The 19,059-nt window shown below is 64.9% G+C and carries 14 protein-coding genes; 9 read left to right on the forward strand and 5 right to left on the reverse strand.

Going from position 1 to position 19,059, the window contains the following annotated elements:
* The first annotated feature begins 51 nt into the window (after positions 1-51).
* Positions 52-699, forward strand: a complete 648-nt coding sequence (gene msrA, locus KCG88_RS21250; RefSeq protein ID WP_011058879.1) for a peptide-methionine (S)-S-oxide reductase MsrA — start codon at positions 52-54, stop codon at positions 697-699.
* A 57-nt stretch (positions 700-756) separates the two neighbouring features.
* Here msrA and rlmJ read toward each other — a convergent pair whose 3' ends face one another.
* From rlmJ to eutH, 3 genes are all read right to left on the reverse strand, one after another.
* On the reverse strand, positions 757-1,593 hold the full coding sequence (gene rlmJ, locus KCG88_RS21255) for a 23S rRNA (adenine(2030)-N(6))-methyltransferase RlmJ (RefSeq protein ID WP_047335507.1): 837 nt from the start codon (positions 1,591-1,593) through the stop codon (positions 757-759).
* A gap of 103 nt (positions 1,594-1,696) precedes the next feature.
* A complete protein-coding gene (locus tag KCG88_RS21260; protein WP_210713040.1) occupies positions 1,697-2,053 on the reverse strand; it encodes a DUF1937 family protein in 357 nt (118 codons plus the stop codon).
* 36 nt (positions 2,054-2,089) lie between these two features.
* Positions 2,090-3,325 carry an ethanolamine utilization protein EutH gene (gene eutH / locus KCG88_RS21265; protein ID WP_047283645.1) on the reverse strand — a complete coding sequence of 412 codons (1,236 nt, stop codon included), beginning with the start codon at positions 3,323-3,325 and terminating at the stop codon, positions 2,090-2,092.
* Positions 3,326-3,707: 382 nt separating this feature from the next.
* Between eutH and KCG88_RS21270 the strand changes: the two genes are divergently transcribed.
* From KCG88_RS21270 to KCG88_RS21295, 6 genes are all read left to right on the forward strand, one after another.
* A complete protein-coding gene (locus tag KCG88_RS21270; RefSeq protein WP_047283644.1) occupies positions 3,708-4,472 on the forward strand; it encodes a DeoR/GlpR family DNA-binding transcription regulator in 765 nt (254 codons plus the stop codon).
* A gap of 157 nt (positions 4,473-4,629) precedes the next feature.
* Positions 4,630-6,036, forward strand: a complete 1,407-nt coding sequence (locus KCG88_RS21275) for an NAD(P)/FAD-dependent oxidoreductase (RefSeq protein WP_210713041.1) — start codon at positions 4,630-4,632, stop codon at positions 6,034-6,036.
* Positions 6,023-7,279: an FAD-dependent oxidoreductase gene (locus KCG88_RS21280; protein ID WP_210713042.1), complete on the forward strand. Its 1,257-nt coding sequence runs from the start codon at positions 6,023-6,025 to the stop codon at positions 7,277-7,279. Before KCG88_RS21275 ends, KCG88_RS21280 begins: the two co-directional genes overlap by 14 nt.
* Positions 7,280-7,281: 2 nt before the next feature.
* The gene (locus KCG88_RS21285; RefSeq protein ID WP_210713043.1) at positions 7,282-8,706 is read left to right on the forward strand and encodes a glycerol kinase; all 1,425 of its coding nucleotides are present in this window, start codon (positions 7,282-7,284) and stop codon (positions 8,704-8,706) included.
* Positions 8,707-8,927: 221 nt separating this feature from the next.
* A complete protein-coding gene (locus KCG88_RS21290) occupies positions 8,928-10,199 on the forward strand; it encodes an aminotransferase class V-fold PLP-dependent enzyme (protein ID WP_019093026.1) in 1,272 nt (423 codons plus the stop codon).
* 109 nt (positions 10,200-10,308) lie between these two features.
* Positions 10,309-10,803 carry a DUF2165 domain-containing protein gene (locus KCG88_RS21295; RefSeq protein ID WP_047283639.1) on the forward strand — a complete coding sequence of 165 codons (495 nt, stop codon included), beginning with the start codon at positions 10,309-10,311 and terminating at the stop codon, positions 10,801-10,803.
* A gap of 186 nt (positions 10,804-10,989) precedes the next feature.
* On the opposite strand, the gene putP is transcribed toward KCG88_RS21295, so the two are convergent.
* On the reverse strand, positions 10,990-12,474 hold the full coding sequence (gene putP, locus KCG88_RS21300) for a sodium/proline symporter PutP (protein ID WP_047283638.1): 1,485 nt from the start codon (positions 12,472-12,474) through the stop codon (positions 10,990-10,992).
* A 124-nt stretch (positions 12,475-12,598) separates the two neighbouring features.
* On the reverse strand, positions 12,599-12,856 hold the full coding sequence (locus KCG88_RS21305) for a hypothetical protein (protein WP_210713044.1): 258 nt from the start codon (positions 12,854-12,856) through the stop codon (positions 12,599-12,601).
* 81 nt (positions 12,857-12,937) lie between these two features.
* On the opposite strand from KCG88_RS21305, the gene putA reads away from it, so the two are divergent.
* Both putA and KCG88_RS21315 read left to right on the forward strand, forming a co-directional pair.
* The gene (putA, locus tag KCG88_RS21310; protein WP_047283637.1) at positions 12,938-16,891 is read left to right on the forward strand and encodes a trifunctional transcriptional regulator/proline dehydrogenase/L-glutamate gamma-semialdehyde dehydrogenase; all 3,954 of its coding nucleotides are present in this window, start codon (positions 12,938-12,940) and stop codon (positions 16,889-16,891) included.
* A gap of 277 nt (positions 16,892-17,168) precedes the next feature.
* On the forward strand, positions 17,169-18,971 hold the full coding sequence (locus tag KCG88_RS21315; RefSeq protein WP_210713045.1) for an acyl-CoA dehydrogenase: 1,803 nt from the start codon (positions 17,169-17,171) through the stop codon (positions 18,969-18,971).
* Positions 18,972-19,059: the final 88 nt, after the last annotated feature.

The following is a 19,059-nucleotide window of genomic DNA, read 5'->3' on the forward strand; positions in this document are numbered from 1 at the left end:
CTGCGTGTCTATCGACTGACTGACTCCCCAACCTGACTGGAGGACTGCAACATGGTCTTGCGCTCGGAAATTCTGGTGAACAAAAACGTGCTTCCAACCAAAGAACAAGCTCTGCCTGGCCGTGAAACCCCCATGGCCCTACCTGCCGAACACTACGTCAACGGCAACCCGCTGCTGGGCCCGTTTCCGGGCAATGTGGATTTCGCCATCTTCGGCCTGGGCTGTTTCTGGGGTGCCGAACGGCGCTTCTGGCAGCGCGAAGGCGTGTTCAGCACGTGCGTGGGGTATGCCGGCGGCTTCACCCCGAACCCGACCTACGAAGAAGTCTGCTCGGGCCTGACCGGGCATACCGAAGTGGTGCTGGTGGTGTACGAGCCGGAAAAGGTCAGCTACAAGGAATTGCTGGCGATGTTCTGGGAACTGCACAACCCGACCCAGGGCATGCGCCAGGGCAATGACATCGGCACCCAGTACCGCTCGGTGATCTATGCCACCAATCCGACCCAGCTGGAGCAGGCGCTGCACAGCAGGGACGTGTTCCAGGCGGAGCTGACCAAGGCCGGCCTGGGCACCATCACCACGGAAATCGAAGAAGCGCCGACCGTGTACTTCGCCGAGGCTTACCACCAGCAGTACCTGGCGAAGAACCCCGAAGGTTATTGCGGGATCGGCGGCACCGGCGTGACCTGCCCGATCTGAGTCCTTGCGCCAGCCAGCTCCTGCGACCTTCCGCAGGAGCCAGCTGGCCAGCGACCCTTACTCCGCGATCAACCAGTCCATCTGCCAGCCACCCTGGGTCTGGCCTAGCTTCTTCGACAGCCAGGGCAGCAACTCGCGCAATTCCTCTTCCAGGCCCCAAGGCGGGTTGGCGATCGCCAGGCCCGAGCCGTTGAGGCTGTTGGGCGTGTCCAGCGGATGCACCAGCAACTCCACCCGCAGCAGCTTCGGCGCACCGGTACCGGCCAGGTCCTGGTAGAAGCGTCGCAGGGCACGCTGGTCCTTGACCGGGTACCAGATGGCCGCCACGGTCTGGCGCATGCGGCCAATGGCTTCCTTCAGCGAGGCCGCACAGCGCTGCATCTCGTCCAGTTGCTCGAACGGCGGATCGATCAGCATCACCGCGCGCTTTTCCGCCACCGGCAGCAGGGCCCGGGCCACGTGCCAGCCCTCGCCCAGATGCACCGCCACCCGCCGATCACCCTTCATGTTGTCCTTGAGCAGCAGGCCGTCTTCCGGGTGTTTCTCGTTGAGCAGCACCCGATCCTGGGAACGGGTCAGGCGCCGCGCCAGCTCCGGCGAGCCCGGGTAGTAACGCAACTCGCCATCGGGGTTCATCTTGTGCAGCACCCGCATGTAATCGGCGGTCAGCGCCGGCAGGTCCTCGTCGCCCCACAGGCGGGCGATGCCTTCCAGGTACTCGCCGGTGCGCGTGGCCTGGTCGCCCTTGAGGTCATACAGGCCGATACCGGCATGGCTGTCGAGGTAGGCGAACGGCTGCTCCTTGCGCGACATCAGGGCGATGAGGCGGGTCAGGGTCAGGTGTTTGAAGACGTCGGCGTGATTGCCGGCGTGGAAGGCGTGACGATAGTTCATGGTTGCTCCTGCGCAGGGGGGCAAGTTTACCCTGTGCGCAGGCTGTCGTCAGTTCAGGGCGGGGCCGTACCCGACGCAGGCGACGACGGGCACGGGGAGGCGCTCAGACGAACTCGTGGCTAACCTCGGACCACAGGCTGACCCGCCGCCCGGACGTTTCGAACACCTCGATCTCGCGCTTGATCCCACCACTGTCCTTCCAGCCCGGCAGGTCGAGCACGATCAGTTCCTCCATCATCGCCATGTACAGCGCATCCACCGGCGCCCAGAGCTTGCCGATGGCGGCATTGTCCTTGCCCGCCAGGCACAGGTTGATCGGGTGGGACATGCTCACCTGGCTGAACACCGCATGGCCGGCTTCCAGTATCTGCGCCGCGACCTGGTTGCATTGGAGAAAACGCTCGTGGATGACGGCCGCCTCGGAATGGCTGTAGGGGCAGGCCAGGAAAATCTTGCGCATCGTTACCTCGATTTCAGGGATAGGTGATGCGGGCCGTCAGGCCCGCGCAGGTTGCAGGGCAAAGGCTGCCGCCTGTTCCTGCTCTTGCAGCTCATAGCGCTGGGCAGCCGGCACCGAGATACGGATGGCGATCGCCACCGCCAGCAAGCCGCCGAACAGTTTGCCGAGCAGAATCGGCAGGATCAGGCTCGGCTGGAAGTTCGCGGTGAACGCCAGGTGGTCGCCGATCAGTGCCTGGGCGCAAACCCCCAGTGCCACGCACAGCACCTTGTCGCGGGCGGTCATGTGCTTGAACAGGTGGAAGGTGGCGATGATGTTGGCAAACACCATGATGAACCCCGCGGCACCGGTGCTGGACAGGTTCAGATGGCGTCCCAGCAGTTCCATGGGCTTCTTGCAGTAGCGCTGGAACAGGTAGCAGATGGGGAAGGTACCGGCGAGCATGATGCCGATGTAGCCGGCGATCTCGATCGCCCGGAACAGCTCCTTCTCATCGGCGAACATCGGGTCGAAGCCCCAGCCGCCAAAGGTGATGCTGAAGAACTTGGTGAAGTGCTCGACGATGCTCAGGGCCAGGATCAGCTTGATCGCCGCGTCCATGATCTTGCCGAACACCAGAAAGCCCCTGACCATCATCTGCGGCCGGTAGCGCAGCCCCGCCGCCAGCAGGAAGCAGAACACGAACAACGGCGCCAGCAGCTTGAGCATGTCGACGAAGCCCAGGGACAGGTAGTACAGCGCCTCGGAGTTGGTGGAAACGATGTCCCGCACCGGCAAGTGGGTAGCGGTGATGATCAGCAGCGACATCAGCACCGCGAACGGAATGCTGATCAGCCCGGCCATGGCACCCAGGGCCAGGTACTTGTGGTCCTTGCGCTCGAGCATGGTCAGGCCCACCGGGATCAGGTAGACGATGGTCGCCCCGGAGGTGTAGCCCACCAGCATTGCGGTGATCCACAGGTCACGGTTGGCGGTCAGGGCGTTGGCCAGCTGGTAGCCGCCCATGTCCACGGCAATGATCGACAGCGCCGCGATGGAGACATCCGAACCCAAGGCGTTGAAGAACGGCCCCAGGGCGTGGGAAATGCCCTGGGACAGGTAGGGAATCGCCACCATGATCCCGGCCTGGGCCAGGAACACCGGGCCGATGGAATGGATACCGTTGACGAACTCCTTACCCAGCCCACTCTCGGGCTTGATGATGGATGACAGGGCGCCGATCACGGCGCCGAGCATGATCAGGTAAATGACGTAGTTTCCAAATTCAGCCATGTGGGTTCATCTCTCTGAGCGTCATTTATAGGTTTCCCCCGCCGGGGAAGTTCTTGTCGAGGCCAGCTCTGGTCACTCATCACGAAGGAGAACGATGGGCCAGGTGATGAAACACAGGGCACATCCCGTGCCACAATGTGTATTAGTTGTGGTTTTTACTTCAAAACAACCATATTTCGGTCAAAAATACATTGCAGCATCAGCCCGACTTGCCGTGGGTCCTGAGCAAACTCCATGACTGCGGGCCATTGTGAAACGTGCAAGTAAATGCTTAACTTTTCCATCGAATTTGACCGAATCAGCAGATTCCTGAACCAGGAGTGTGCATAAGTAACAAAAAATGCCCATTTGTGTGGCGAAGTACCACTAAACGGAAAACACCATGCGCCCCAACGAACGACGGCAACACATTCTCGAACTCCTGCGGCAACGGGAGCGGATTTCTGTGGAAGAGCTGGCGCGCATCACTGCCACGTCCCAGGAAACCATCCGCCGCGACCTCAGCGACCTGGCGGAAAGCGGCCTGGTCACCAAGTTCCACGGTGGCGCGGCCCTGCCCCCTACTGGCGAGCACGAAAACACCTTCCAGACCCGCATGAACGAACACGCCCAGGAGAAGCGCGCCATCGGCCGCTACGCCGCCGGCCTGTTCTGCGCCGGCGACAGCATCTTCATCGACACCGGCACCACCACCCTGTTCTTCGCCCGGGAACTGGCGCAGCACACCCGCCTGACGGTGATCACCAACTCCCTGCCGATTGCCGGCTGCATTGGCGAGTCGGGCAATCGGGTATTCATGATCGGGGGTGAATATCGCCCCGACTCGACACAGAACGTCGGCACCCTGGCCCTGGAACAGATCACCCGTTTCAACGCCGAGCACGCGGTGATCACCATTGGCGCGCTGAATGAAGACGGCGCCATGGACTTCTCCATCGAAGAAGCCGAAGTGGCCCGCGCCATGATTGCCCAGGCCCGCCAACTGACGGTGATCGCCGATTCTTCGAAGCTGGAACGCCGCGGCCTGTTCAAGGTGTTCCCGCTGGAGCGCATAGACCGCCTGGTCATCGATCGCCAGCCCGGCCCGCAGCTGCTGGCGGCCCTGGAGAAAGCCGGCGTGGAGGTGCACCTGGTGCCACAGCCCTGAACCAGGGCCGTTGCCGCAGACGATAGCCACACCCAAAAACCACAACCAAATGACCGATATATGACCGAATAGAAAATAAAAACAACAATCATGGCCCGCATTATGCTTTGATTCCTGCACAGATACTTGGGTGTTACCGCAGGAAACAGGCATTTATATGACCGAACTTTATCCGAACAATGTGACTTTCGATGTGGCCATCGTCGGTGGCGGGGTCGTCGGTTGCGCCATGGCCCGGCGCTTCGCCCTCGAAGGCGCACGGGTGGTGCTGCTGGAAAAGGGCAGCGACATTCTCTCCGGCGCCAGCAAGGCCAACAGCGCCATCCTGCACACCGGCTTCGACGCCCCCAGTGGCAGCCTGGAACTGCAGTGCATGCAGGCCGGCTACCAGGAATACCTGGAAATCCACTCGGCCATGAACCTGCCACTGCTCAAGAGTGGCGCGCTGGTGGTGGCCTGGAACGCCGAGGACCAGGCCAGGCTGCCGGGGATCCTCGCCCAGGCCCAGGCCAATGGGGTAGGCAACGTACGCCTGCTGGAACGCAGCGAGATCCTCGCCCTGGAGCCGCACCTGGCCAATCACGCCGTGGGCGCGGTACTGGTCCCCGACGAGCACCTGATCGACCCCTGGTCCGCACCCCTGGGTTACCTGCAGCAGGCCATGGCCCATGGCGCCCGCGTGCAGTTGCAATGCGAGGTGCAGCAAGGCCAGTTCGATGGCGATGCCTGGACCCTGCACACCAACCGGGGCACCCTGCGCAGTGCCCAGGTGATCAACTGCGCCGGGCTGTTCGGCGACACCCTGGAACACAACCTGCTGGGCCACAGCGAATTTCGCATCATGCCGCGCAAGGGCCAGTTCGTGGTCTTCGACAAGGCCGCGGCCACACTGCTGGAGCGTATCGTCCTGCCCGTGCCCAACGAGCGCACCAAGGGCATAGTCCTGACCCGCACGGTGTACGGCAACCTGCTGGTGGGCCCCACCGCCGAAGAGCAGGAGGACCGCGTGCATGCAGGGCTCGACGGCCCGACCCTGCAAAGCCTGATCGATGCCGCCGTGGAGCGGATTCCCGCCCTCGCCGGGATGCCGGTCACCGCCACCTACGCCGGGCTGCGCCCCGCCAGCGAAAAGAAGGAGTACCGGATCCAGGCCGACCACGCCCGGCACTGGATCACCGTCGGCGGCATCCGCTCCACCGGGCTCACCGCCGCCCTGGGTATTGCCCGGCATGTCTACGGCCTGTACAGCCAGCGCCGCCAGCACCAGCCGGTGCGCGAACCGGTCTGGCCACAGATGCCCAATCTGGCGGAGCACTTGCCCCGCGACTGGCAGCGCCCCGGCTATGGCGAAATCGTCTGCCATTGCGAACTGGTGACCCGGCGCGAAATAGAAAGCGCCCTGCACAGCCCCCTGCCCCCCGGCGACCTGGGCGGGCTCAAGCGCCGCACCCGCGCCTGCATGGGGCGCTGCCAGGGTTTCTATTGCTCGGCCCAGGTCGCCGAACTCAGCGCCAGCCAACTGGCCGTCCCTCTTGCCACAGGTCGTTGCCATGAACAGCACTGAACTTCTTCAGGCCGAAGCGGCCATTATCGGCAGCGGCCCGGCGGGCCTGGCCGCGGCTATCGAACTGCGGCGCCAGGGTATCGGCCCGGTGATTGTCATCGAACGTGAAAGCGAAGCCGGCGGCATTCCCCGGCATTGTGCCCACCCGCCCTTCGGCATGCGCGAGTACCAGCGCCTTCTCAGCGGCCCGGCCTATGCCCGGCGCAACGTCGAAGCCGCGCTCAAAGCCGGCGTGATCCTGCTGCTGCGACACACGGTGGTCAGCCTGGAACCCGGCGGCCTGTTGCGCCTGGCCACTCCAGACGGGCCACGGCAGATCCAGGCACAGAAGGTGCTGATCGCCACCGGTGCCCGGGAAACCCCGCGCTCGGCGCGCCTGCTGTCCGGCGACCGCCCGGTAGGGGTGATCAACACCGGGGCCTTGCAGAACTTCCTCTATGTGCAGCACCTCAAGCCTTTCGAGCGGCCGCTGATCATCGGCACCGAACTGGTCAGCCTGTCTGCCGTGCTCAGTTGCCGACGCGCCGGTATCCGTCCGGTGGCGGTGCTGGAAGCCCATAAACGAGCCACCGCCCGCTGGCCGCTGTCGGTGTTCCCAAGGTTGCTGGGCATTCCCATGCACTTTGGCGCCGAGCTGCTGGCGATCAATGGGTGTGGCCGGGTGGAGTCGGCCCGGGTGCGCCTGGCCGACGGCCTGGTTCGCGACATTTCCTGCGACGGCGTGCTGCTCACCGGCCAGTTCACCCCGGAGTCGAGCCTGGTGCGCCTGAGCCACCTGCAACTGGACAATGGCAGCGGCGGCCCGAAGATCGACCAGTACGGCCGCTGTTCGGACCCGGCCTACTTTGCCGCCGGCAACCTGCTGCGGCCGATCGAGACGGCCGGCTGGTCCTACCGCGAAGGGCGGCGCATCGGCAGCCTGATGGCCCTGGCCCTGGGCGGCCAGCTACCCGATGCCAATGACGCAGTGACCCTGAAGTACGCCGCCCCGATCAAGCTCGGCGTGCCGGGCCGCCTGGTGCGCGGCGAGCTGGCGGGCCTGGCGCACATCCAGTTGCGGGTCAGCCAGGCGGTCAGGGGCACCCTGCGGGTCCGCGCCCAGGGCCTGGAGCTCTGGAGCCGACCGGTCTCGGCACTGCCGGAACGGCGCCTGCTGATCCCCATCAAGGACCTGCACCTGCCGGAACATTTCGACCAACTGGACATCTGCATCGACCAGGCCGTCCCACAACAAGAGAAATGACCATGCGAATAGCCGCACTTGACCAGGGCACCACCAGCACCCGCGTACTGGTCGTGGACATGCAAGGCCGTGCCGATATCCAACTGGCGCTGCGCCACCAGCAGCATCACCCGCGCCCGGGCTGGGTCGAACACGACCCGCTGGAGCTGCTGGCCAACCTGCAACGCTGCCTGGAAGCCACCGGCCGGGTCGACGCCATCGGCCTGGCCAACCAGGGTGAAAGCTGCCTGGCCTGGGACGCCGTCAGTGGCGCGCCGCTGTCGCCGGTGATTGTCTGGCAGGACAACCGCAGCGCCGCGCGCATCGAAGAACTGCGCGCCAGCGGCGCCGAAGCCCTGACCCTGGAGCGGGCCGGGCTGCCCCTGGATGCCTACTTCTCCGCCAGCAAGCTGGCCTGGATCGTCGACAACCTGCCGGCTGCACAGGCCGCCCTGAGTGCCGGCCGCCTGCGCCTGGGCACCACCGATGCCTACTTTCTCGATCGCCTGGCCGGGGTCTACGCCACTGACATCACCACCGCCTCGCGCACCTCGCTGATGAATCTCGCCACCGGCCAGTGGGACCCGCAGTTGTGCCAGCTGTTCGGCGTGCCCATGCAGGCCCTGCCGGAAATCCGCGACACGGTCGGCGACTTCGGACGCCTCGGCCAGACCCCCATCAGTGCCTCGGTGGTCGACCAGCAAGCCTCGCTGTACGGTCACGGCTGCCGGGAGCCGGGGGATGCCAAGATCACCTTTGGCACCGGCGCCTTCGCCCTGACAGTCACAGGCCAACAGATCATTCGCGCCCCGGAGAAAGGCCTGCTGGCCACCGTCGCCTGGCAGGCCGACGGCAAACCGGTGTATGCCATGGACGGTGGCGTGTACGACGCCAGCGCCGCGGTGGAATGGGCCGGGCGCCTGGGCCTGTTCAGCGATTTCTCGGAGCTGGCAGCCTTCGATCAGCCACCGGCGATTTCCCGCGAGCTGGCGTTTGTCCCCGCCTTGTCCGGGCTTGCCTGCCCGCACTGGGACCGCAGTGCGGGGGCGGTGTGGATCGGCATGAACGCCGCCACCACTCGCCAGGACCTGTGCCAGGCGGTACTGGAAGGCGTGGCCCTGCGCAGCGCGGAAGTGATCACGGCGATGGACGATCACCTCAACGTCACCGACCAGTTGTCGATTGACGGCGGCCTGGCCCGCAGCCCGTATTTCGCCCAGTTCCTGGCCGATATCCTGCAACGCACCATCGTCACCCAGCGCTTCGACGAACTCACCGCCCTGGGCTGCGCCGCCCTTGCCGCCCGCGGTCTGGGGCTGGAGTTGCCCGAGCTGGACAACACCCGCACCGACTACCGGCCGCGTATCGACCGGGCCACGGCGGACGCCTGGCGCTGCACCTTCAGCGCCGCGGTCAAGCGCTCCCAGGGCTGGTCCCAGCCGCACTGAAACAGCCCGCCGGTCATGGATGTCCGGCCCTTTCCTGCCGCACCTCGGGGCCCTTGCCCATCCACCGCGCCTATTGGACACTGACGCGCCTGCCCGCAGCCAAGCGGCGGGCACATCAAGCGGTTGCTGGCGACTCAGACACACGGGACCACTGACTGCTGCGCGGGCACACCACCTGCCTGGCTGTGCTCATTAATGGATTGCTACTGAGTCGAGGTTTTATGAAAGACGCAACGATTGCGCTGCACCATGGATTCAAGTCGGACCCGACCACCAAGGCCGTGGCCGTGCCCATCTACCAGAACGTCGCCTTCGAGTTCGACAACGCCCAGCACGGCGCTGACCTGTTCAACCTCGATGTGCCCGGCAACATCTACACCCGCATCATGAACCCCACCAACGATGTGCTGGAACAGCGCATGGCCGCCCTGGAAGGCGGGATTGCCGGGCTGGCGGTGGCGGCCGGCAGTGCGGCGATCCACTACGCGATCCAGACCCTGACCCAGGCCGGCGACAACATAGTGTCCACCCCGCAGCTCTATGGTGGCACCTACACCCTGTTCGCCCACCTGCTGCCCAGCTTCGGGGTCGAAGTGCGTTTCGCCCGGGACGATTCCCCCGAGGCCATTGCCGAACTGATCGACGACAAGACCAAGCTGGTGTACTGCGAGAGCATCGGCAACCCCGCGGGCAACATCGTCGATATCGAGGGCCTGGCCCAGGCCGCCCACGCCCGCAACGTGCCACTGATGGTGGACAACACCGTGGCCACGCCGATCCTGTGCAAGCCGATCCAGTTCGGCGCCGACATCGTGGTGCACTCGGTGACCAAGTACGTCGGTGGCCATGGCAACTCCCTGGGCGGGGTGATCGTCGACAGCGGCAACTTCCCCTGGGCCGACCACCCGCAGAAGTTCGCCAGCCTCAACACCCCGGAGCCGGCCTACCACGGCGTGGTCTACACCGAGAAGTTCGGCCCGGCAGCCTTTATCGCCCGGGCCCGCACCGTGCCGCTGCGCAACACCGGCGCAGCATTGGCGCCGATGAACGCCTTCCTGTTGCTGCAAGGCCTGGAAACCCTGGCCCTGCGCATGGAACGCCATACCGACAACGCCCTCAAGGTGGCGCAGTTCCTCAAGGCCCACCCGCTGGTGGCCTGGGTCAGCTACGCCGGCCTGCCCGACCACCCGCACCATGAACTGGCGCGCAAATACATGCAGGGCAAGCCATCGGCGATCCTCTCCTTCGGCCTCAAGGGCGGCTATGCCGCGGGCGTGCGCTTCTACGATGCGCTGCAGATCTTCAAGCGCCTGGTGAACATCGGCGACGCCAAGTCCCTGGCTTGCCACCCGGCATCCACCACCCACCGGCAGATGAACGAAGAAGAGCAGGCCAAGGCCGGGGTCAAACCGGAGATGATCCGTCTCTCGGTGGGCATCGAGGCCATCGAAGACCTGCTCGAAGACCTGGACCAGGCACTGCAACAAGCCTGATCCCCGGCCCTGGCGTTCTGCGCCAGGGCCATTGCCTAGCGCGTTGGCACCCACGCCTCCTCCCCCCTCCAGCCCCCAGGACCCTTACTCACCCGCAAAGGAACCCGACATGATTGTGCGTTACGTCAAGATCACCATGACCCTGGCAGTGGCGGCCTTCGCCCTGCTGGTGGCCTACAACAACATCAGCGACTACGGTTCCAACTTCGCCTTTGTCCAGCACGTGCTGAGCATGGACAGCGTCTTCCCCGGCAACAGCGCCACCGACCGCGCCCTGACCTTGCCGCTGCTGTGGAATGCCGGTTACTGGCTGATCATCGCCGGCGAAGCCCTGACCGGCGCGCTGCTGGTGTTTGGCGCCCTGCACCTGTGGCGGGCCCGGCACGGGGTCGCCAGCGACTTCAACCGCGCCAAGCGCTGGGCCATTGCCGGCTTCTGCCTGGGCTTTTGCGTCTGGTTCTTCGGCTTCATGGTGGTCGGCGGCGAGTGGTTCATGATGTGGCAGTCCAAGGCCTGGAACGGCCAGGACGCGGCGTTCAAGTTCTACATGGCGATCCTGGGCGTACTGATATTCCTCAACCAGCCCGACACCGAGCTGCATTGACCCTGTAGCCGCTGCCGAGCCAGGGCGAGGCTGCGCAAAGGCCCGCAGGGCCTTGCGGGCCCTCCGAGCGCACCTCGTTGGCAGCCTGCGGCAGCGGCTGCGGGACGCGAAAAAAAAACGGCCCGCTGCGGTGACGCAGCGGGCCGTTCTTCAGCGCCCAGGGGAATCAGGGCAGGATTTGCGCACTCAGTGGTTGAGCTTGAAATCCTTCTCGGCCGCTTCGAAACGCTGGACCATGCCAGCCGTCGGCGTGCCCATCTTGCTCACCAGCAGGATTGCCAGGCTGGCGAAGATGAAGCCCGGGATGATTTCGTACAGGCCCAGCAGAGCGAAGTGCTTCCACAGGATCACGGTGACGGCACCGACGATGATCCCGGCCAGCGCGCCGTCACGGGTCATGCCTTTCCAGATCACCGAAATCAGTACCACGGGGCCGAAGGCCGCGCCGAACCCGGCCCAGGCATAGCTCACCAGGCCTAGCACGCGGTTTTCCGGGTTGGCGGCCATGGCGATGGCGATCAGCGCCACCACCAGCACCATGGCGCGGCCGACCCACACCAGCTCCAACTGAGAGGCGTGCTTGCGCAGGAAGGCCTTGTAGAAGTCTTCGGTCAGGGCACTGGAGCACACCAGCAACTGGCAGCTCAGGGTACTCATCACCGCCGCCAGGATGGCCGACAGCAGCACACCGGCGATCCATGGATTGAACAGCAGCTTGGCCAGTTCGATGAACACCCGCTCAGGGTTTTCACTCACAGGGCCGGCCACCTCAGGGTGCGCCGAGAAATAGGCGATACCGAAGAAGCCCACCGCCACGGTGCCGCCCAGGCACAGGATCATCCAGGTCATGGAAATGCGACGGGCCTTGGCGATCGACTTCACCGAATCGGCGGCCATGAAGCGCGCCAGGATATGCGGCTGGCCGAAGTAGCCCAGGCCCCAGCCCATCAGCGAGATCACGCCGATGAAGGTGGTGTTCTTGAGCATGTCGAAGTTGGTCGGGTCCTTGGCTTCGATGGCCAGGAAGGTGGTGTCCACGCCACCGGTCGCCAGCAGCACGATGATCGGCGTCAGGATCAGAGCGAAGATCATCAGCGTGGCCTGGACGGTATCGGTCCAGCTCACCGCCAGGAAACCACCCACGAAGGTGTAGGCAATGGTCGCGGCCGCGCCGGCCCACAGCGCTGTCTCGTAAGGCATGCCGAAGGTGCTTTCGAACAGGCGGGCACCGGCGACGATGCCGGAGGCGCAATAGATGGTGAAGAACACCAGGATCACCACCGCGGAGATGATCCGCAGCAGGCCGCTCTTGTCTTCAAAGCGGCTGGAGAAGTAGTCCGGCAGGGTCAGTGCGTCACCGTTGTGTTCGGTCTGCACCCGCAGGCGGCCGGCCACGAATAGCCAGTTCAGGTAGGCACCGAGGATCAGGCCGATGGCGATCCAGCTTTCCGAGAGACCGGACATGTAGATGGCACCCGGCAGGCCCATCAGCAACCAGCCGCTCATGTCGGAAGCACCGGCGGAAAGCGCGGTGACCACGCTGCCGAGGCTGCGGCCGCCCAGAATGTAGTCGGAAAGGTTGTTGGTGGAGCGATAGGCCATGAAGCCGATCAGCACCATTGCCGCGATGTAGATCACGAAGGTGATCAAGGTTGGATTGCTTGCACTCATTGAGTTACGCCCTGGCTTTGTTTTTATGGTGCGGCGGCCACTGCCACCCGCCGCCAAACGATGACGCTTGGGAGACGATCAGGCGGGCCGCGCATTTATGACTGATGTTTCCCCAGGAAAGCCATCAGCCGATGAACCAGTCCTGCAGGACGGTTGCACCTTGGCCGCGAATCCTATGCAACAAGGTGAACAAGGTGCAACCAATTTGCGCCGAATCAGTTGCACCTTGTCCAAAAACTGGTCGTTGACGACGCTTTTGCTCCTTTTTGGAGCAAAAAATGGCGTTTTCAGAAGTGAAGGCACCAGTAGGAGGCAAGCCGCTCCATACAGGAATTTTATTCCTGACAAGCTGCTTCTTTTTCCAGTTAAAAATGGGTTGCACCCGGTTGCACCTATTGCAGTGCGCGGATAATCTTGCCGCCAGCTGATGCCACACGTGCGTGGCAAACATGAGGATAAAAATATGGCTACCACCACCCTCGGGGTCAAACTCGACGACCCTACCCGCGAGCGCCTCAAGGCCGCCGCGGCCTCGATCGATCGTACGCCGCACTGGCTGATCAAGCAGGCGATTTTCAATTACCTGGAAAAACTCGAGGGTGGTGCAACCCTGTCCGAGCTGAGCAGTATCACCGCCAAAGACGGCGATGACGCCGGCGAGGTGCAAACCGATCACGCTCACCAATGCTTCCTGGAGTTCGCCGAAAGCATTCTCCCGCAGTCGGTGCTGCGCGCCTCGATCACCGCCGCCTACCGCCGCCCGGAACCGGAAGTGGTGCCGATGCTGCTGGAGCAGGCGCGCCTGCCGGCCGCCACCGCCGAAGCCGCAAACAAGCTGGCCGCCTCGATCGCCGAGAAGCTGCGCAACCAGAAGAGCGCCGGCGGCCGTGCCGGTATCGTCCAGGGCCTGCTGCAGGAATTCTCCCTGTCGTCCCAGGAAGGCGTGGCGCTGATGTGCCTGGCCGAAGCCCTGTTGCGCATCCCCGACAAGGGCACCCGTGACGCGCTGATCCGCGACAAGATCAGCACCGGCAACTGGCAGCCGCACCTGGGCAACAGCCCGTCGCTGTTCGTCAACGCCGCCACCTGGGGCCTGCTGCTCACCGGCAAGCTGGTGTCGACCCACAACGAGGCAGGCCTGACCTCCTCCCTGAGCCGCATCATCGGCAAGAGCGGCGAGCCGATGATCCGCAAGGGCGTGGACATGGCCATGCGCTTGATGGGCGAACAGTTCGTCACCGGCGAAACCATCGCCGAAGCCCTGGCCAACGCCAGCAAGTTCGAAGCCAAGGGCTTCCGCTATTCCTACGACATGCTCGGTGAAGCCGCACTGACCGAGCACGACGCACAGAAGTACCTCGCGTCCTACGAGCAGGCCATCCACTCCATCGGCAAGGCCTCCCACGGTCGCGGCATCTATGAAGGCCCGGGCATCTCCATCAAGCTCTCGGCCCTGCACCCGCGCTACAGCCGCGCCCAGTACGAGCGCGTGATGGAAGAGCTGTACCCGCGCCTGCTGTCCCTGACCCTGCTGGCCAAGCAGTACGACATCGGCCTGAACATCGACGCCGAGGAAGCCGACCGCCTGGAGCTGTCCCTGGACCTGCTGGAGCGCCTGTGCTTCGAGCCGCAACTGACCGGCTGGAACGGCATCGGCTTCGTGATCCAGGCCTACCAGAAGCGCTGCCCGTACGTGATCGACTACGTCATCGATCTGGCCCGTCGCAGCCGTCACCGCCTGATGATCCGCCTGGTGAAAGGCGCCTACTGGGACAGCGAGATCAAGCGCGCCCAGGTCGAAGGCCTGGAAGGCTATCCGGTCTACACCCGCAAGGTGTACACCGACGTTTCCTACATCGCCTGCGCCCGCAAGCTGCTGTCGGTGCCGGAAGTCATCTACCCGCAGTTCGCCACCCACAACGCCCACACTCTGTCGGCGATCTACCACATTGCCGGCCAGAACTATTACCCCGGCCAGTACGAATTCCAGTGCCTGCACGGCATGGGCGAACCGCTGTACGAGCAAGTGGTGGGCAAGGTTGCCGAGGGCAAGCTGAACCGTCCATGCCGCGTCTATGCGCCGGTGGGCACCCACGAAACCCTGCTGGCCTACCTGGTACGCCGGCTGCTGGAAAACGGCGCCAACACCTCGTTCGTCAACCGTATCGCCGACCAGTCGATCTCGATCCAGGAACTGGTGGCCGACCCGGTGACCCAGATCGAACAGATGGCCACCCTGGAAGGCGGCTTCGGCCTGCCGCACCCGCGCATTCCATTGCCGCGTGACCTGTATGGCGCCGAGCGGGCCAACTCCGCCGGCATCGACATGGCAAACGAACACCGCCTGGCTTCGCTGTCCTGCGCACTGCTGGCCACTGCCCACAACAACTGGAAAGCCGCACCGATGCTCGGTTGCGCCGCCAGCAGCGAAACCCCGGCGCCGGTACTCAACCCGTCGGACCATCGCGATGTGGTGGGCCACGTCCAGGAAGCCACGGTCGAAGACGTCGACAACGCCATCCAGTGCGCCCTCAACGCCGCACCGATCTGGCAGGCCACACCGCCGGCCGAACGCGCTGCAATCCTGGAACGCGCCGCCGACCTGATGGAAGGCGAGATCCAGCCGCTGATGGGCCTGCTGGCCCGGGAAGCCGGCAAGACCTTCGCCAACGCCATCGCCGAAGTGCGTGAAGCCGTGGACTTCCTGCGCTACTACGCGGTGCAGGCCCGCAACGACTTCAGCAACGACGCCCACCGCCCACTGGGCCCGGTGGTGTGCATCAGCCCATGGAACTTCCCGCTGGCCATCTTCAGTGGCCAGGTCGCCGCGGCCCTCGCTGCCGGTAACCCGGTCCTGGCCAAGCCGGCCGAACAGACCCCGCTGGTGGCGGCCCAGGCCGTGCGCCTGCTGCTCGAAGCCGGGATTCCCGAAGGCGTGCTGCAACTGCTGCCGGGCCAGGGCGAAAGCGTCGGTGCCCGCCTGGTGGGTGACGAGCGCGTCAAGGGCGTGATGTTCACCGGCTCCACCGAAGTTGCGCGTCTGCTGCAACGCAACATCGCCGGCCGCCTGGACAACCAGGGCCGGCCGATCCCGCTGATCGCCGAAACCGGCGGCCAGAACGCGATGATCGTCGACTCCTCGGCCCTGACCGAGCAGGTGGTCATCGACGTGGTGTCCTCGGCCTTCGACAGCGCCGGCCAGCGTTGCTCGGCCCTGCGCGTGCTGTGCCTGCAGGAAGATTCCGCCGACCGCGTGATCGAAATGCTCAAGGGCGCCATGGCCGAAAGCCGCCTGGGCAACCCGGAGCGCCTGTCGGTGGACATCGGCCCGGTGATCGACGCCGAAGCCAAGGCCGGCATCGAGAAGCACATCCAGGCCATGCGCGACAAAGGTCGCAGCGTGTACCAGATGGCCATCGCCGACGGCGAAGAATGCAAGCGCGGCACCTTTGTCATGCCGACCCTGATCGAGCTGGAAAGCTTCGACGAGCTGCAACGCGAGATCTTCGGTCCGGTGCTGCACGTGGTGCGCTACAAGCGCAAGGACATCGACCAGCTGATCGCCCAGATCAACGCTTCCGGCTACGGCCTGACCCTGGGCGTGCACACCCGGATCGACGAGACCATCGCCAAGGTGGTGGACAACGTCCACGCCGGTAACGTCTACGTCAACCGCAACATCGTCGGTGCCGTGGTCGGCGTGCAGCCGTTCGGCGGCGAAGGCCTGTCGGGCACCGGCCCGAAAGCCGGCGGCCCGCTGTACCTGTACCGCCTGCTGTCGACCCGCCCGGTGGATGCCATCGAGCAGTCCTTTGCCCGTGGCGACGCCGAGAACGCCCCGGACCTGCGCCTGCGCGAAGCCCTCAGCAAGCCGTTGAACGCCCTGCAAGCCTGGGCCGAAAGCAGCAAACTGGCGGAACTGGCGATCCTGTGCAAACAGTTCGCCGGCCAGTCCCAGAGCGGCATCACCCGACAGTTGACCGGCCCTACCGGCGAGCGCAACAGCTACGCCATCCTGCCCCGCGAGCACGTTCTGTGCCTGGCGGAGGTCGAGGGTGACCTGCTGACCCAACTGGCAGCCGTGCTGGCCGTCGGTGGCTCGGCGGTGTGGCCGGAAAGCGAGATCAGCAAGGCGCTGTTCGCCCGCTTGCCGAAGGAAGTCCAGGCACGCATCCAGCGCGTGGCCGACTGGAGCAAGGACGACGTGGTATTCGACGCCGTGCTGCACCACGGGGATTCCGACCAGCTGCGCAGCGTCTGCCAGCAGGTGGCCCAGCGTGCCGGTGCCATCGTCGGCGTCCAGGGCCTGTCCCAGGGCGAGACCGCGATTGCCCTGGAGCGCCTGGTGATCGAGCGCGCCTTGAGCGTCAACACCGCAGCGGCCGGCGGCAACGCCAGCCTGATGACCATCGGCTGAAGCCGATAGTCATCACCATGGAAAAGAGCGCCCTCAGCGGCGCTCTTTTTTTTGCCCGACGCCATTTCCTGTCGCCGCTGCTGCAGGCTGCGATCGGCCGGAACGGCCGTAGCGATTTCATTGCCGCCGAAGTTCCTGCGGGACTTATCGCAGCCTTCGGCAGCGGTGACAGGGGCTGTGCCTGTTTGGCATCTTTATCACCCACATCAATCTTGCTATCCAGCCTTCATTCACGCGCCTAGACTCGGCCCATTCCCTATCCCACAGGTATGCCGCCATGTCCGAGACGCTGCTCAGTTCCCGCAATCTGGCCTTCGAACTGTATGAGGTACTCGACGCCGAGGGCCTGACCCAGCGCGAGCGGTTTGCCGAACACAACCGGGAAACCTTCGACGCCGCCCTGGGCACCGCCCGCAGCATCGCCGAGAAGTTCTTCGCCCCGCACAACCGCAAGGGCGATGAGCACGAGCCACGCTACGAAGACGGCCAGGCGGTGCTGATCCCCGAGGTGAAACCGGCGGTGGATGCGTTCCTCGAAGCCGGCTTCCTGAATGCCGCACGCAGTTTCGAAGCCAGCGGCATGCAACTGCCAACCCTGCTGTCCCAGGCCTGCTTCGCCCACTTCCAGGCGGCCAACGCGGCCTCGACCTCCTACCCGTTCCTGACCATGGGCGCCGCCAACCTGATCGAGAGCTTCGGCACCGAAGAACAGAAACAACGCTTCCTGCAGCCGATGATCGACGGTCGCTTCTTCGGCACCATGGCCCTGACCGAGCCCCATGCCGGCTCGTCGCTATCGGATATCCGCACCCGCGCCGAACCGGCCGCCGACGGCAGCTACCGGCTCAAGGGCAACAAGATCTTCATTTCCGGCGGCGACCACCCGCTGTCGGAAAACATCGTGCACATGGTCCTGGCCAAGCTGCCGGACGCGCCGCCCGGGGTGAAGGGCATTTCGCTGTTTATCGTGCCCAAGTTCCTGGTCAACGACGACGGCAGCCTGGGGCCGCGCAACGATGTGCTGCTGGCTGGGCTGTTCCACAAGATGGGCTGGCGCGGCACCACCTCCACCGCGCTGAACTTCGGCGATAACGGCCAGTGCGTGGGCTATCTGGTGGGCAAGCCCCATCACGGCCTGAGCTACATGTTCCAGATGATGAACGAGGCGCGGATCGGCGTCGGCATGGGTGCGGTGATGCTCGGCTACGCCGGCTACCTGTACTCCCTGGAATACGCCCGCGAACGCCCGCAAGGTCGCCTGCCGGACAGCAAGGACCCGAGCACCGCGCCGGTGGCGATCATCCAGCACGCCGATGTGCGGCGCATGCTGCTGACCCAGAAGGCCTACGTCGAGGGCGCCTTCGACCTGGGGCTGTACGCGGCGCGGCTGTTCGACGACACCACCACCCTGGCCGACGAGGCCGGGCGCCAGCAGGCCCACGAACTGCTGGACCTGCTGACCCCGATCGTCAAGTCCTGGCCTTCAGAGTTCTGCCTGAAGGCCAACGAACTGGCGATCCAGATTCTCGGCGGCCACGGCTATACCCGGGAGTACCCGGTGGAGCAGTACTACCGCGACAACCGCCTGAACCCGATTCACGAAGGCACCCACGGCATCCAGTCCCTGGACCTGCTGGGGCGCAAGCTGGCGCAGAACGGCGGCGCCGGGCTCAAGCGCCTGATACGCCTGATTGCCGAGACCGGCGAGCGAGCCCGCGCCCATCAATCACTGGACACCCTGCGCCTGCCCCTGGAACAACTGGTCACGCGCCTGCAGAGCGTGACGCTGGGGCTGCTGGGGGATCTGGCCAGCGGCAAGGTCACCGCCACCCTGGCCAACTCGGCGCTGTACCTGAAGGCCTTCGGCCATGCGGTGATCGGCTGGCGCTGGCTGGAACAGGCCATCCGGGCCGAGGAAGGGCTGGCGCGAGCAGTGGCGGCGGATCGGGATTTCTACCTGGGCAAGTTGCAGGCCGCGCGCTACTTCCTGACCTGGGAAGTGCCAGGCTGCCAGCACGAGCTGGCACTGCTGGAAGCGCGGGACGATACCTGCCTGAGCATGCAGGACGCCTGGTTCTGAGGCCGCCCGGGAGCCGGCTTGCCGGCGAAGGCGCCCGGCCTGATACACCGCGGCAGGCGGTTCGCTGGCAAGTCAGCGCCTACACCAG

The organism is Pseudomonas sp. MWU349 (genome assembly GCF_017947325.1).
GTDB lineage: Bacteria > Pseudomonadota > Gammaproteobacteria > Pseudomonadales > Pseudomonadaceae > Aquipseudomonas > Aquipseudomonas protegens.